This window comes from Cloacibacterium sp. Arc13, assembly GCF_041431305.1.
Taxonomy (GTDB): domain Bacteria; phylum Bacteroidota; class Bacteroidia; order Flavobacteriales; family Weeksellaceae; genus Cloacibacterium; species Cloacibacterium caeni_B.
This window is the reverse complement of the sequence record NZ_JASMRM010000003.1, coordinates 64,690-79,253: the sequence shown is the minus strand read 5'-3', so window position 1 is coordinate 79,253 and position 14,564 is coordinate 64,690. Positions and strand designations below refer to the sequence as shown.

Here is a 14,564-nt window from a genome sequence, read left to right as displayed (position 1 = left end):
TCAACCTAACATGAACTACGTTTCCGCAGAAAATCTGACCAAATCTTACGGCATCAAAACGCTTTTTAAGAATATTTCTTTCCACATCAATGAAGGAGACAAAATTGCGATTGTCGCCAAAAACGGCACTGGAAAATCTACGCTTTTGAAAATCCTTTTAGGAAAAGAAATTGCAGATTCTGGCGAAGTAGTGATTAATAAAGATGTTCAGGTGGTTTTGTTCGACCAAGAAATTGAGTTTGAGTCTCAACTTTCTGTGGAAGAATTCATGATGACACTAGATTCTAAGCCTATTCAAGCGCTTAAAAATTATCACAAATCGCTTCATTCTACTGACCAAAAATTCATAGAAAAAGCTTTGGCAGAAATGGAAATTCACAAAGCTTGGGATTTAGAAACCGAAATGAAACAAATTCTTTCGCAGCTAAAAATCACCAATTTAGAGGCGAAAATGGGAACGCTTTCTGGAGGACAAATCAAAAGAGTTGCCCTTGCAAAACTCCTTACCGAAACCAGAGCAGAACACAGACACGTCTTGCTGATTATGGACGAACCTACCAATCACCTAGACGTAGAAATGGTAGAATGGTTAGAAAATTATCTTTCAAAGGCCATGATTACGTTACTTTTGGTAACGCACGACCGTTATTTTCTGGATTCTGTTTGCGACACCGTTTGGGAAATGGAAGACCAAAATCTGTATGTTCATAACGGAAGTTACGCAACTTATCTGGAAAACAAGATGATTCGTGAGGATAATTTGAACGCTACAATTGACAAAGCCAATAATCTTTACCGAAAAGAATTAGAATGGATGCGCCGTCAACCAAAAGCGAGAACTACCAAATCAAAATCTAGAATTGATGCGTTCTATGACACCGAAAAAGTTGCGAAAACCAATACCAAAAAGCAATCTCTGGAACTCGATTTTGAAATGAAAAGATTGGGAAAAAAGATTTTGGAACTCAAAAACATCAACAAAAGTTATGGAGATTTGGTTTTGCTCAAAGATTTTTCATATTCATTTCAACGAGGCGAAAAAGTAGGAATTGTAGGAAAAAATGGAGCAGGAAAATCTACACTTCTCAATATTATTCAAGGTTTAGAGCCCAAAGATTCTGGCGAAATAGAAACGGGAGAAACTATAAAATTTGGTTATTTTTCGCAAAAAGGGCTACAATATAATGAAGAAGAAAGAGTAATTGATTTCATCAAAAATATTTCTGAAAATTTCCCTTTAGCAAACGGAAGAACCATTTCTGCATCGCAGTTTTTAAGAATCTTCTTATTTGATGACCAAACGCAATATTCACCGATTTCTAAACTTTCTGGTGGCGAAAAACGAAGACTGCACTTAATGTATGTGTTGTATCAGAATCCGAATTTCTTGATTTTTGATGAACCTACCAATGATTTAGACTTGCCAACATTGACGGTTTTGGAAAATTTTTTACAGAATTTCGCAGGTTGTCTCATCATCGTTTCTCACGATCGTTATTTTATGGATAGAATTGTAGACCATGTTTTGGCGTTTGAAGGTGATGGAAAAATCAAAGATTTTGTTGGGAATTTTTCGGAATATAGAGAATGGAAAAAGACTGAAATTGGAAGTCCAAAGTCTGACACTTCGACTCCGCTCAGTGTGACAAACCAACAACAAACAACCAACAACCAGCAACCAAAAAAGAAACTGTCTTTCAAAGAACAGCGCGAACTTGAAACGATAGAAAAAGAAATGCCTGAATTAGAGAAAAAACGTGCTGAAATTCTTGAAAAACTCAATAATGAAGCTGATTACGAGAAAATAGCAACACTTTCTGCAGAGCTGGAAAAGGCTTCTGAAAAACTAGAAGAATACGAGATGCGTTGGCTGGAATTACAGGAAATTTTGAATTAATTTTTCTTCTTCAAAAAGAAATTCCAAAGTAATCTGATTTCGTGAAATTCAAAATCTTTTGGCAAGACTTTTAGCCAATCTTTCAATTCTTCTTGAGGATTTTCATCAAAAACTTTCTTGAATGTTTCTATTTTTTCGATAGGATAAATTCTTTTCATATCTTCAAAATCCAGAACTCCCTGTTCTGCAATTTTTGCCATGTGTGAAAAAATAGTAGACACTAAAACTCCCTTTGACAAAGCGATTTCGTTAAGCGTTTTTCCTTGTTCAAATAATTGATAAGATAAAACATGAGAAGGAACTTTGGCAATTTTCACCGAAATTTTTTCGTCATTTTTTTCGTCAAAAAGAGGTTTTTCTAACAAATGAACCTGCTTTAAATCGTTCAAATAATCTTCTAAATCATCTAGAAAAACTCGCGTGTCTTCATTGTATTGCTTCATTCCTTTTACGCCTTTTGTTTCAGCATAAAATTCTCTAAATGGTTTGAAAATCTCTTCATTTACCTTGGTAAAAAAGAAATTTACCGCTCCAGATGATTTGGTTTCTATTTCTTCCCAATTTTCTTGCGTTTGGATGAATTTTCTGGTTTTTGGCCAAATAAATTTTTCAAATTTCAGGTAAATATCTGTGAGATTTTCCACCGATTTTTTGATGAGAAAATATAAATTTTGAGTTTTTTCTTTGTCTACAAATTTGCTTTCTTTAGAAGCCTGATTCCAAGTTTCCAAAGATTCTTTAGCCCATGAAATATCTAAATAACGAAGCACTTTTCTGATGCTGTAATCGTATTTTTCGGCATGCAAAATTTCTTCTAATCGGTCATTTGCATGAGTCGCATCTTGAAATTCAGCCACTCTTCTGTCGCTGAAAATCACATCGCTAGAAATTTTAGATTTCAAAACAATTCCTTCTAAAGTTCTACAGCGCGAAAGTGCCACATAAACCTGACCAGAAGCGAAAGATTTCCCAGCATCTACAATTAATCGGTCAAAAGTAAGTCCTTGAGATTTATGAATCGTCACCGCCCAAGCCAAACGAATGGGATATTGCTCGAAACTCCCTAACACTTCTTCTTCGATGTTTTTTTCTGCATCAAGAGAATATTTTTTCTGTTCCCAGTTTTCTTTTTTGAGTTTATAATCTTCATCATCTCCATCTATTCTTACCCAAATTTCATCAGCAGACAAGTCTACCACTTCTGCTAATTTTCCGTTGAAATACTTTTTTTCTTGAGTAGCATCATTTCTAATAAACATGACTTGCGCACCTACTTTCAGCTCTAAAACTTCTTCATTCGGAAATTGAGATTCCTTGAAATCACCAACAATTTTAGCTTTAAACTGATACGTTTTTCCACCTAATTCATTGAGCTTTTTCGTGTTAATATCATCTGCAATTCTATTGTGAGAAGTGAGATAAACGTAGGGTTCCTCTTTTGGTTCAAAATCTGGAATGTATCTTTCATGAAGTTTTTCGTAATGTTCTCGCGAAAGATTTCCGTCTCTGATTTCATTTAAAATTTCTAGAAAATCTTCATCTTTTTGTCTGAAAACTTCGGTCAATTCCACCGTGAGAAGATTGGTATTTTTTAAAACAAAAGCATCGAAAAAAAATGGAGAAGCATAAAATTGCTTCATAATGTATTCATTTTCGTCTCTTACTACAGGCGGAAGTTGGTACAAATCACCAATAAAAAGCATCTGAACACCTCCGAATTTTTCTTGATTTCTTCGAATATGGCGCAGCGAAAAATCCATCATATCCAACACATCAGCTCTTAGCATAGAAACCTCATCTACAATGATGACTTCTACTTCTCTGAGCAATTTTAGTTTATCTTTTCTGTACTTAAAATGCTGCATTAAATCTGGAATATTCATCGCCAGATTTTCATTAATTCGCTCTAAAGTTGGGATAAAAGTTCTGAGCGGAAACCCGAACATAGAATGAATGGTTACACCACCTGCATTGATAGCAGCAATTCCAGTTGGCGCTACTACAATGTGTTTTTTACGTGTTTTTTTAACGAAATTATTCAGAAAAGTGGTTTTACCGGTTCCTGCTTTTCCTGTGAGGAAAATATTTCGTGAAGTGTTTTCTACGAGGTCAAAAAGTTGGTTATTCATTCTAAGCTCAAAAATAGTGAAAAAAAATCAAGATGTGATGATTTGAGAATTTAGCATTCTGAAGATTTTAAATCTAATTTTTTAAAATTATTGATGTAAAAAATGGAGAAAGATTTAACGATATATAAAAACTATCAAGTTAATAGATGACATAAATCATAAAAAAGATATTGACCAAGAAATTAACTTTGCACCAGAATTTTTAAGAAAAATATTATGAAATCGCCATGATTAGAAAACACCAATGCTAATAATGATTAAGCGATTGCATATGACCTCTAAAAAAACAATAAATATCTACATATGAAAAAGATATGGATTTTTTTGACGCTCTTTTTTGCGTTTGCCACATATTCTTCTTGGATTTATACAGGCGCAACAGACTACGGAACCGTAATGACCACCCGACAAAAATTGGGTAAAAAAATATATCAAGAGTACAATTGTCAATCTTGCCATCAAATTTTTGGTTTAGGAGGATATTTAGGTCCAGAACTTACCACTGCTATTTCAGATAAAACTCGTGGAGAAGCCTACGTAAAAGCTTTTATAGAAAATGGAGGCGGAACCAGAATGCCTAATTTTCATTTCAGTAAAGAACAAACAGAAGCATTGGTAGATTATTTAAAATATGTAGACGCAAACGCTTTTTCTTATAAAAACACTACACCAAATGAAACTGAAAAATAACATCATCGGAAGTTGGTTCATTATCATTGCCATTTTTTCGCTTTTTTTAGGACTTGTTTTTGGAGTTTTAGGAGGATTGCAACATCTTTATCCTAATTTATTGAAAGATACATTGTCTTTCCAAAAAATGAGACCGCTTCACACTTATCTTTCTATCAACTGGATTTTTACAGCAGCTACAGGAATTATTTATTACTATTTACCAGAAGTTTCAGGTAGAAAAATTTATTCTGAAAAACTGGCGAAATTACAAATCGCTTTACAAATTTTAATATTGGTTTTGGTAACAGTTTTCTTTGTCTTGGGAAAATTCGGAGGAAGAGAATATTTAGAATTCCCTCCATATATCGTGATTTTAATTGTGAGTTCTTGGTTGATTTTCATGTATAATTTCTTCATGACGGTAAAACCTAATTACAAAACAGTCCCTGTCTACATCTGGAGCTGGAGTACGGGTTTAATTTTCTTTTTGATTACTACAATAGAGGCTCAACTTTGGCAATTATCATTTTTTAATGACAATATCATTCGAGATGTAACCATTCAATGGAAAGCAATGGGTTCTATGGTTGGTTCTTGGAACATGCTGGTGTACGGAACTGCTATGTTTGCTATGGAAAAAATCTCTGGAAACCAAAAAATTAATCAATCTAAAATTGCATTTTTCTTTTACTTCCTTGGCTTAACGAATCTTATGTTCAACTGGGGACACCATACTTACATTGTTCCCGCTTCACCAATTGTGAAACTGATTGCTTATAGCATTAGCATGACGGAATTGCTTATTTTGGCGAATATTATTTACTCTTTTAGAAAAACTTATCTAAAAGCGAACCACCAAAATCACAAGCTTTCATTTAAGATTCTTACTTATGCAGAAATCTGGATTTTACTCAACTTGGTACTTTCTATTTCTATATCTATCCCTGCTATAAATTTCTATACGCACGGAACACATATTACAGTGGCGCATGCAATGGGTTCTACAATTGGCATTAATACTTTACTGTTATTAGCTTCAATCACTTTAATTGTAGATGATGTGGCGCCGCATTTTTTAAATTGGAAAAGATACAATTGGAGTCTTTTAGTCTTCAATTTATCATTGGTTATATTTTGGGTTTGTTTAGTCGGAATGGGACTACAAAAAATTTCTGAAAAATTGCAAAACAAGAGTTTTTATGACATGATTAACGCCTTGAGCATTTATTTCAAAATTTTCACCAGTTCCGGCGCTGTACTTCTTTTGGCACTGATAGCGCTACTCTATCCTTTGTTCAAATTTAGTTGGCACTCTGTGACAAAGAAAATACAGTAAAAAAAGCCTGATTCTCCACGAGTCAGGCTTTTGATTTATTGTTCTGAATTTAAATATTTTTCTTGAAAAATAGCATATCGGTGTAAATCTAAAAATTGACCATTCTTAAGAACTTCTTGCTTCAAAATTCCTTCAAATTCAAAACCGTTTTTCTGCAAAACTTTTCCCGAAGCAGGATTGTGCGGAAAATGAGAAGCATAGATTTTATTTAGATGTAACTCTTCGAAACCAAATTGTAGAATTCTTTGTAATGCTTCAGAAACATAGCCTTTGTTCCAAAAAGATTTCCCGAGCCAATATCCAACTTCTGCTTTTCGATTTGCCAAATCCACATGAAGACCAATCGCACCAATTAATTTTAAATTTTCTTTTTCACGAATAGCAAAAATGTAAGCATCTTTTTTCGCAAAACCGTCTTCAGCCATTTTTAGCCAAAAATGAGCGTGCTTTTCTTCATAAGGATAAGGAAAAGTAATCGTGTTTTCTGCAATTTCCGAAGTAGAATTGGCATGAAAAACAATGTCCTTCAAATCTGAAATTGTAGGCTGTGAAAGTATGAGTCTTTTTGTGGACAGTATGGGTAAATTATTGTCCATCTTTATACCAAGAAGAATATTTCACATAATTATTCGCAATTCTGTCTATTTCGCCAGAAATCAGTTCTTGCGAAACGTCTTTAATTTTTTTGGCGGGAACTCCTCCCCATAATTCACCTGCTCTAATGTGTGTTCCTTGTGTAACTACAGAACCTGCCGCCACAATAGAATTGCTTTCTATCACACAATTGTCCATTACTACAGCACTCATCCCAATCAATACATTATCATGAATCGTGCAACCGTGTACACAAGCATTATGCCCAATAGAAACATTATTGCCTATCACTAAAGGAAATTTTTCATACGTACAATGAAGCATCACATTATCTTGTACATTTACTTTGTTTCCTAATTTTATATAGTGTACATCTCCTCTAATTACCGCATTATACCAAATACTACAATCTTTTCCCATTTCTACATCACCTATGATGACAGCAGTTTCTGCTAAAAAAGTATTTTCCCCGATTTTGGGAGTTTTTCCTAAAAGTTCTCTTACTAAAGCCATATTTTAATTGAAAATTAAAAGTTGAAAATTGAAAATGTATTTAAAAAATTCTATAGATAGAGAAAATCTAACATCTGATTCTTAAAACCTAAAACCTAATCCCTATTTTTGTACTCTCAAATTTAAGTAAAAAATGCATACAATTATTATAGAACCTACTGCAAACCCAAATGTAATGAAGTTTGTAGCTGATTATACCCTGATTCCAGGTTCATTAGAACTTGATAGAACTTCTGATATTTCTGAAATTCCATTGGCTCAAGAACTTTTCAATTATCCTTTTATTTCTAAGGTTTTTATCTCTGCTAATTTTGTAGCAGTTGCTAAAGAAGACCACGTAGAATGGGAGCATATTGCAGAAAGTCTTAAAAATGTAATCGAAGACGAGCTTCTAGCAAATCCTAGAATTTATAGACAAAAGCCTCAACAGAGATATGAAATCTTTGCTGAAACGACTCCGAATCCTTCGGTAATGAAATTCGGAGGAAACAGATTATTATTAGACGGTTTCGTAGAAGTAAAATCTAAAGAAGAAGCAGATGAAGTTCCTTTAGCAAAAGTGCTTTATGATGAATTTAAATTTGTAAAAGAAGTTTTTGTTTCAGAAAATTTTGTGGCAGTAACCAAAGATGATTCTGTACAATGGCATGAAGTGATGACTGTAGTGAGAAATGTTATTGCCGAGTTTTTACAAAATGGCCACAAAATCACCAATAAAGAACCTCAGAAACACGAAAGTCCTGTAGAAAAAATCATCAATAGAGAGTATACAGATGTTGAGCAAAAAATTTCTGATATTTTAACTGAATACGTTTCACCAGCTGTAGAAAACGATGGTGGGAAAATTTCACTTTTAGAGTATGATGCAGAAAATAAAACCGCAAAAATGCTTTTACAAGGTGCTTGTAGCGGTTGTCCAAGTTCTACAGCTACGTTAAAAGGAGGAATAGAACAAGTGCTTAAAAATTTCTTGCCAGATTTAGTAGAAAAAGTAGAAGCTGTAAACGGATAAAAAGAATTGCGAAATTCGAAAAAAATTGAACTTCGTTTAAAAAATTAAAAAAATTAAAAATTTTGGAAAATAATATCGCTAAAAACTCGAGAAAGGGAATTTTACTCGTAAATCTTGGTTCGCCGAAATCTACAAAAGTAGAAGACGTAAAAGAATATCTAGATGAATTCTTGATGGACGAACGTGTGATAGACTATCCATGGTTCTTTAGAGCGCTTTTAGTAAAAGGAATTATCCTTAATACTCGTCCTAAAAAGTCTGCAGCAGCTTACAAAACCGTTTGGACTGATGAAGGTTCGCCATTGATTGTCATCACGAAACAGATTCAACAAAAATTGCAGAAATTAGTTGATATTCCTGTAGAAATTGGGATGAGATACGCTGAACCAAGCATTGAAATCGGAATCAGAAATTTGGTAGAAAAAGGCGTAGAAGAAATAGTTCTTTTCCCTCTTTATCCTCAATATGCGATGAGTACTACAGAAACCGTAGTAGAAAAAGCGAAAGAAGTTCAAGCGAAATTTTTCCCAAATATCAAAATCAATTATGTAAAACCTTTCTATAATAGAGACCTTTACATCAATTGTTTGGCTGAAAGCATTAAAGAAAAATTGCCAGAAAATTTTGATTTGCTTCAGTTTTCGTATCATGGAGTTCCAGAAAGACATATTTACAAAACAGACCCTACCAAAACTTGTAAAATAGACGATTGTTGCTTCAAAGAAGATCATCCTTCACATCAATATTGTTATAGACACCAATGTCTGAAAACCACCGAATTGGTAAGACAAAAATTAGGTTTGGAAGACAATCAAGTGAAATCTACTTTCCAGTCTAGATTAGGAAAAGACAAATGGATAGAACCTTACACAGATGAAACTTTAGAAAATCTACCTAAAAATGGCGTAAAAAACCTAGCGATTGTTTGTCCAGCTTTTGTAAGCGATTGTTTAGAAACCTTAGAAGAGATTTCTGTAGAAGGAAAAGAAGAATTTTTACATGCAGGTGGAGAAAACTTCCACTATGTTCCTTGTCTTAACGACGAAGATAGATGGATAGAAGTCGTAAAACAACTTTGCGAAGAAGAATTATAAAAATAAATACATTTTTTAACAAATACCCATAAAAAAATAGGGGTATTTTTATTTTATTACATTTTTTATTCATAATTTTGACTAAAAATAAGGGGTAATAAAAAAATTAATAAAAATGGAAAATAATTTAGATTCTTTAAAAAGCAAAATCAACTCACTTCCTGCTGAGTTTTTAGAAATGATTTCAAATTACTTTGAAAACCTAGAACCTAAAAAAAATTCAGGGATTTGCACTTACCAAATAGACGAAGTAAAAGAAAGGTTAGAATTTCATAGAGAAAATCCTAAAAGTAGACTAGATTTTTTTGAAAACATAAAAGAACTAGAACATTCTCTTTACACATCATTATGAAAATACAACTTTCATCTATCGCCAAAAACGACATTTTACTTTACGCCAGAAAATATAAATCTGATGATTCTTCATTAGGTCAAAAATTTCTGGAAGAAATAAAACTAAAAGCCATCCAAATTTCTGAAAATCCAGAACAATCTGAAATCATCTACGAAAACATCAGAATCATAGAACTCGACAGTTTTCCTATTAATTTACATTACACTTTCGAAAAAGAAACAGATACCGTTTTTATCACTGCAGTTTTCGTCAAGAAAAATATAGAAAATTAAACAAATTTATCTTTTTCTAGTTTCACCGTAGCCAATTAAACCGTCATAATTTCTATCAAAAGGAGCGTAATATAAAAATGCCTGATATAAATTTTCGGTTTGCCAAAAATTACCATTAATTTCACCTAAATCAATGAAGCCTGTCGCATCTTTGGTAGCCAAAATATAATTGTAAAAACCTTGTTTCAAATAAATTCTGGCAATATATTTTTTAGCATTTTCATCATAAGACATTCTATTTTCTTCTGAAGGAATGAAATCATTAAAAGCGCCTAAAACATAAATTTCCTTTTCTGTTTTTTCTGAATCCAAAGAAAAATACACCCAAGAATAATCCGCTTCTGTATCTGCATTTCTTTCAATTCCTAAATCATTTCTTCTGAAATAAAAAGCTCCGTTTACATCTGGCTGATATTGATAGTTAAGCGGAAAAGCCCAAACCGAATGCAAATAGGTATGATTTCCTTCGTCATTACTATTGGCTGCAGCTACCATATCAAAAGGTTGATTAATATTTTTATTATCAAAGTAATAAAACTCATTATTTCCCGGAAAAACCAAATTCATCTGCTGAAAAAGCAATTTATTCCCCATCGCTGCATTAGGTTTCTGATTATAAATTCCCAGTCCAAAATTATTATTTTGAATCACATTCAGACTAATGGAATTGAGGTTAGAAAACAAACTTGCTTGATTAGAAGTCGCAGAAACTTCTATTCTTTGATTAAGATTTGGCGCTTTGCTATCTGCAAATCTGGTTACATTAATCCCTAAATTTGCGCCATTTTCTACTACACAAAACCTTTTCTTAAAAAGCGGTTTATTAACCGATTCATCAAAAACGATGATTTCATAATTTCCAGAAATTTTCAGTTGCGACTTCTCATTCGGGAATTTTAAAGTGTAGTGTGTATACTTTTGAACCGTATTAAAAGAGTATCTAAAATCTTGAATATAAGAATTCACAGGACCTTTTGCATATTCCGTAAAAAACAAACCGTCATCTTTCCAATTTCTATCAAAATGTTTAAATGTATATCGATAAACCGTAGATTTATTTTCTAAATCATCAAAATTCAAAACCAATTGTTCCCCAAATTTAATGACAGGTGTTTCATCATTGGTTTGAGGATTAAAAAGCTGAACACTTTTGATTTTTTGACCAAAAACCAAAACAGAAAGCAATAAAAAAGTAAATTTTAGAAATTTCATATCACTAAGATAACGAAAATCGAGCCAAAATATTGAAAATTAAAACGCTGAAAATGATTAAATTTGAAAACTTAAAATCTAAACTTCAAAACATGCTTCACATTCATATTTTTCGGTTCAATCCTTTTTCAGAAAACACTTACGTATTGTTTAATGACCCAAAAAACGGCGTCATTATAGACCCGGGAAACTGGAACGAAAAAGAAAATGAAATTCTAGAAAATTTCATCAAAGAAAAAGAAATTTCTATTCAAAATATTTTACTGACTCATGCTCACATAGATCATGTTTTAGGCTTACAATGGGCTTTCGACACCTATAAAGTTGCCGTAAAAATGCATGAAGAAGAAAAAGATGTTCTCAACAGAAATCCAATGTCTGCCAGAAATTATGGCTTTGATTTCAAACCATTTGTTGGCGACATCGAACTTTTAAACGAAGGCGAAAAATACTTTATAGACGAAGATTCTTTTGAAATTTTCCATGTTCCGGGACATTCTCCAGGAAGCATAGCTTTCTATAATGAAGCGCAGAAATTTGTAATTTCTGGCGATGCACTTTTTCAAGGAAGCATTGGCAGAACAGATTTATACAGAGGAAATCATGAGCAATTGCTAGAAAGCATTCGTACAAAACTTTTTACTTTACCCGAAGAAACAGAAGTATATAGCGGTCACGGAAACACAACACAAATAGGCTTTGAGAAAAAACACAATCCGTTTTTCTAAAAAATAAAAAAGAGTCAAGTTTAGCGCTTGACTCTTTGCTTTTTATGAGGTAATTTTAATTATTTCCATTTGATATTACAACCCATGCTTGGTTTTTGTAATTCTTCCTGTGGATTTCCTGACAATAGATTTTCGAAGGCAATAATCAAATCTTCACCTGTGATTTCTTTTTGATTTCCTGGTCTAGAATCATCCATTTGACCACGGTAAACCAAGTCTAATTTTTCGTCAAAGAAATAAAAATCTGGTGTACAAGCTGCGTCATAAGCTTTTGCCACTGCTTGACTTTCGTCAAACAAATAAGGGAATTCAAATTTTCTTTCGATTTGAAATTCTATCATTTTTTCTGGAGAATCTGCTGGATATTTTTCTACATCATTCGCATTAATAGCGATAAATTCTATTCCTTGCGTATGATAATCTTCGTATAATTCTGTCAATTTATCGATAACATGTAACACAAACGGACAGTGATTGCACATGAAAATCACCAATGTTCCTTTTTCGCCTTTTAAATCTTCTAAAGATTGAATTTCATTGCTATGAGAAGGATTTGGTAATTCAAAAAAAGGTGCTTTAGTACCTAAAGCGAGCATATTGGAAGGTGTATTTGCCATAACTATGGATTTATCATTAATTTATTGACTGCAAAATTACGGAATTTATTTTTCTATCTTCGATAAAATCTCATGAAGCTGCTCTACTGAATAATCATACGGAAGCCAAGTCACATTTTCTACTTTTCTATTCCACGTTTCTTGACGTTTTGCATACCTGCGAGAGTTTTTCTTGATTTCTTCAATGGCAAAATCTAAATCCCAAGTTCCTTCTAAATATTTAAAAATTTCGGTGTAACCTACGGTTTGTAGCGGAACAAGTTTTTGATATTCCGTCAAAGATTTTACCTCATCTATCAACCCATTTTCCAGCATTTTATCTACTCGAAGATTAATTCTTTCGTACATAATTTCTCTGGGTGCGGTAATTCCTATTCTTATTACTTTAAAATCTCTTTTATGCTTAGGTTCTGCAATAATTTCAGAATATTTTCTGCCGGTTTGCCAAATCACATCTATAGATCGTAATAATCTTCTGGGATTTTCTTTATGAACTACATTATAATATTCTTCGTCTAGATTTTTGAGAATATCTTGGAGTTTTCCCAGACCTTCTTCGTCCAAAATTTTCTGTAACTTTTCTTGATTTTCCGCATTAGCTTCAGGTAAATCGTTCAGTCCTTCTACAACTGCTTTTTCATACATCATACTTCCCCCAACTAAAACTGCGAAATCATTTTTCTCAAAAATTTCTTCAATTTTTTCCAAAGCATCTTCTTCATATTGACCTATGGAATAGTAATCTTGAACCGAAAGATGACCAATAAAATGATGTTTAGCTTGTGCTAATTCTTCATCTGTAGGAGTTGCAGTTCCTATTTTCATTTCTTTGAAAAACTGTCTAGAATCACAAGAAATAATCTCTGTACCGAAATGTTTTGCCATTTCTATGGCCAGTTTTGTCTTGCCAATTCCTGTAGAACCAATGATAGAAATGAGTGTTTTCTGCATAGTGCAAATTTATTCAAAAAAAATCGTCCCAAGAAAATCTCGGAACGATTTAAAAAAACACAAATGAAATTATTTTATTTACTCTATTATTTCTGCATCAATAACTTTATTATCTTTTTTTACCGCATTTTTTTCTTTTTCCCAAATGATAAATCGATCTACTTCTTTTAAAACCATCGGTAAAACCAATGCCAGAATTCCTAAATCATCTAAGAAAATTCCCGGTAAAAAATCTAATGGCGAAATGATATATACAAATGCTGCCAGTGGAATGATTACATTCTTAAGGTCCATTTGAAATTCGCCTTTTTTGTACGCTTTAAACATTTTTAAAATTTTAGGAAACTTCGAAATTAATCCGTCTTTTTTAAATGCTTGAAACAACAATGCTATTTTTTTCATTTTAATATTTTGAGTTTTTAGGTGTGTTGACATTTATATTTCAAAATCTTTGCCAATTTAAATTAAAAACTCTTTGCTTATTTTATTTTAATAGATTTTAACTTTATTTAATAATTCTTAAGGAGCTACAGAATCCAAAAACTGATGAACAGACTCAGAATTCCAATCTTTTGCAGCATCTTCTTTCATCAAAATCCTTCCATTTTTGCCCAAAATAAAGGTCGTAGGAAAAACTTTTGGCAACATTTTTTCAGAAAGTGGCGACTTCGCAAAATAAACCGGTGTTGTGTAATTGTTATCTGCTAAGAATTTTTTCACTTTTTCTTCTTCATCTTGCATAGCAATCAGTACGAAAGCCACTTTATTTTTTTTGGCTTCGTACAATTTTTGAATACTCGGATATTCTGCTCTACAAGGAGGACACCAACTTCCCCAAAAATTTAAGAAAACGACTTTGTCCTTAAAATCTGCCAAATTCGCATCAGGAACATTCACTCCTTTCAGTTGAATATTCATTTCCTCAGCTGTAAAAGTGACGTCTTTTTCTACTTTTTCTAAAGAAGGTTTCATCAAAATTTGTCGCTGAACAAACGCTCTAAAATCTGGAAACAGAAACATAGAAACCAGAAACACCGAAAGCAATAATGTCAGCCAGTTTTTTCTTAAAAAGTTCATAAATTGATGTGTTGATGTGATAATTTGTTGATGTGATAATATTTATTTTGACACCCCGACTTCGCTTTGCGAAGCCACCCCTCTAAAAGAGGGAAACCCTTCTAA

The 14,564-nt window shown here is 32.7% G+C and carries 16 protein-coding genes; 8 read left to right on the top strand and 8 right to left on the bottom strand.

The window, feature by feature from the left end:
• Positions 1-10: 10 nt before the first annotated feature.
• Entirely contained in the window at positions 11-1,897 is a 1,887-nt protein-coding gene (locus tag QO190_RS04025; protein ID WP_371461906.1) for an ABC-F family ATP-binding cassette domain-containing protein, read from the top strand.
• Here the strand turns inward: QO190_RS04025 and QO190_RS04020 are convergent.
• Positions 1,894-4,026, bottom strand: a complete 2,133-nt coding sequence (locus QO190_RS04020; RefSeq protein WP_371461905.1) for a helix-turn-helix domain-containing protein — start codon at positions 4,024-4,026, stop codon at positions 1,894-1,896. The genes QO190_RS04025 and QO190_RS04020 overlap by 4 nt on opposite strands.
• Positions 4,027-4,329: 303 nt before the next feature.
• Here QO190_RS04020 and QO190_RS04015 point away from each other — a divergent pair, with 303 nt between their 5' ends.
• Both QO190_RS04015 and QO190_RS04010 read left to right on the top strand, forming a co-directional pair.
• Positions 4,330-4,716, top strand: a complete 387-nt coding sequence (locus QO190_RS04015) for a cytochrome c (RefSeq protein ID WP_371461904.1) — start codon at positions 4,330-4,332, stop codon at positions 4,714-4,716.
• Positions 4,700-6,034: a cbb3-type cytochrome c oxidase subunit I gene (locus QO190_RS04010; protein WP_371461903.1), complete on the top strand. Its 1,335-nt coding sequence runs from the start codon at positions 4,700-4,702 to the stop codon at positions 6,032-6,034. Before QO190_RS04015 ends, QO190_RS04010 begins: the two co-directional genes overlap by 17 nt.
• A 35-nt stretch (positions 6,035-6,069) precedes the next feature.
• Here the strand turns inward: QO190_RS04010 and QO190_RS04005 are convergent, their stop codons facing one another.
• Positions 6,070-6,630: a GNAT family N-acetyltransferase gene (locus QO190_RS04005; RefSeq protein ID WP_371461902.1), complete on the bottom strand. Its 561-nt coding sequence runs from the start codon at positions 6,628-6,630 to the stop codon at positions 6,070-6,072.
• The gene (locus QO190_RS04000; RefSeq protein ID WP_371461901.1) at positions 6,620-7,141 is read right to left on the bottom strand and encodes a gamma carbonic anhydrase family protein; all 522 of its coding nucleotides are present in this window, start codon (positions 7,139-7,141) and stop codon (positions 6,620-6,622) included. The genes QO190_RS04005 and QO190_RS04000 overlap by 11 nt, the downstream gene beginning before the upstream one ends.
• A 133-nt stretch (positions 7,142-7,274) precedes the next feature.
• Here QO190_RS04000 and QO190_RS03995 point away from each other — a divergent pair, with 133 nt between their 5' ends.
• The 4 genes from QO190_RS03995 to QO190_RS03980 all read left to right on the top strand — a co-directional run bounded on the left by QO190_RS03995 (position 7,275) and on the right by QO190_RS03980 (position 9,874).
• Positions 7,275-8,153, top strand: coding sequence for a NifU family protein (locus tag QO190_RS03995; protein ID WP_371461900.1), 879 nt, complete (start codon positions 7,275-7,277; stop codon positions 8,151-8,153).
• 62 nt (positions 8,154-8,215) lie between these two features.
• On the top strand, positions 8,216-9,247 hold the full coding sequence (gene hemH / locus QO190_RS03990; RefSeq protein WP_371461899.1) for a ferrochelatase: 1,032 nt from the start codon (positions 8,216-8,218) through the stop codon (positions 9,245-9,247).
• A gap of 115 nt (positions 9,248-9,362) precedes the next feature.
• Positions 9,363-9,599: a hypothetical protein gene (locus QO190_RS03985; RefSeq protein WP_104794359.1), complete on the top strand. Its 237-nt coding sequence runs from the start codon at positions 9,363-9,365 to the stop codon at positions 9,597-9,599.
• Positions 9,596-9,874 carry a hypothetical protein gene (locus QO190_RS03980; protein WP_371461898.1) on the top strand — a complete coding sequence of 93 codons (279 nt, stop codon included), beginning with the start codon at positions 9,596-9,598 and terminating at the stop codon, positions 9,872-9,874. The genes QO190_RS03985 and QO190_RS03980 overlap by 4 nt, the downstream gene beginning before the upstream one ends.
• Before the next feature lie 6 nt (positions 9,875-9,880).
• Here QO190_RS03980 and QO190_RS03975 read toward each other — a convergent pair whose 3' ends face one another.
• Positions 9,881-11,086, bottom strand: coding sequence for a DUF5103 domain-containing protein (locus QO190_RS03975; RefSeq protein WP_371461897.1), 1,206 nt, complete (start codon positions 11,084-11,086; stop codon positions 9,881-9,883).
• Between the two features lie 92 nt (positions 11,087-11,178).
• On the opposite strand from QO190_RS03975, the gene QO190_RS03970 reads away from it, so the two are divergent.
• A complete protein-coding gene (locus tag QO190_RS03970; protein ID WP_371461996.1) occupies positions 11,179-11,814 on the top strand; it encodes an MBL fold metallo-hydrolase in 636 nt (211 codons plus the stop codon).
• A 59-nt stretch (positions 11,815-11,873) separates the two neighbouring features.
• Here the strand turns inward: QO190_RS03970 and QO190_RS03965 are convergent, their stop codons facing one another.
• From QO190_RS03965 to QO190_RS03950, 4 genes are all read right to left on the bottom strand, one after another.
• Positions 11,874-12,431, bottom strand: coding sequence for a thioredoxin family protein (locus tag QO190_RS03965; RefSeq protein ID WP_104794362.1), 558 nt, complete (start codon positions 12,429-12,431; stop codon positions 11,874-11,876).
• A 45-nt stretch (positions 12,432-12,476) separates the two neighbouring features.
• On the bottom strand, positions 12,477-13,382 hold the full coding sequence (miaA, locus tag QO190_RS03960; protein WP_371461896.1) for a tRNA (adenosine(37)-N6)-dimethylallyltransferase MiaA: 906 nt from the start codon (positions 13,380-13,382) through the stop codon (positions 12,477-12,479).
• A gap of 78 nt (positions 13,383-13,460) precedes the next feature.
• Positions 13,461-13,784: a YkvA family protein gene (locus QO190_RS03955; RefSeq protein WP_371461895.1), complete on the bottom strand. Its 324-nt coding sequence runs from the start codon at positions 13,782-13,784 to the stop codon at positions 13,461-13,463.
• A gap of 117 nt (positions 13,785-13,901) precedes the next feature.
• Positions 13,902-14,459, bottom strand: a complete 558-nt coding sequence (locus tag QO190_RS03950) for a TlpA family protein disulfide reductase (protein ID WP_371461894.1) — start codon at positions 14,457-14,459, stop codon at positions 13,902-13,904.
• Positions 14,460-14,564 lie beyond the last annotated feature (105 nt).